The organism is Corynebacterium sp. MSK044, from assembly GCF_030232825.1.
Classification (GTDB): Bacteria; Actinomycetota; Actinomycetes; order Mycobacteriales; family Mycobacteriaceae; genus Corynebacterium.
Genome location: NZ_JASPJJ010000080.1, coordinates 1 through 283 on the forward strand (window position 1 = coordinate 1; position 283 = coordinate 283).

Sequence of the window (283 nt, forward strand, 5' to 3'; positions counted from 1 at the left end):
TACGAAGCATTCATGACCATCCTGGGTCTTCGCCCCGACACTGTGGGCGAGACTCCAGCTCGGATTGCTCCTGCTGTGCCCCGCCCCTTGATCCTGATCCCACTAGAAGAACACATCAAAATCATCCGTGGTGTAGGCGATGACATCATCCTGGGGCTAACCGATGGCACCACCATGACCGGTGCGAAATACTTGGCCCAGAATTTGGTTGCGTCCCTTAGTGTGGTGTAACGCTTGCTGATGGTGGACCCTGGGAAATACAGGGGCGGCCACCGCCAGTAAC

At 56.5% G+C, this 283-nt stretch carries 1 pseudogene; it reads left to right on the forward strand.

The features are described from left to right. Positions 1-231, forward strand: a pseudogene (locus QP994_RS11160) (hypothetical protein); the annotation flags it as partial. Between the last annotated feature and the right edge of the window lie 52 nt (positions 232-283).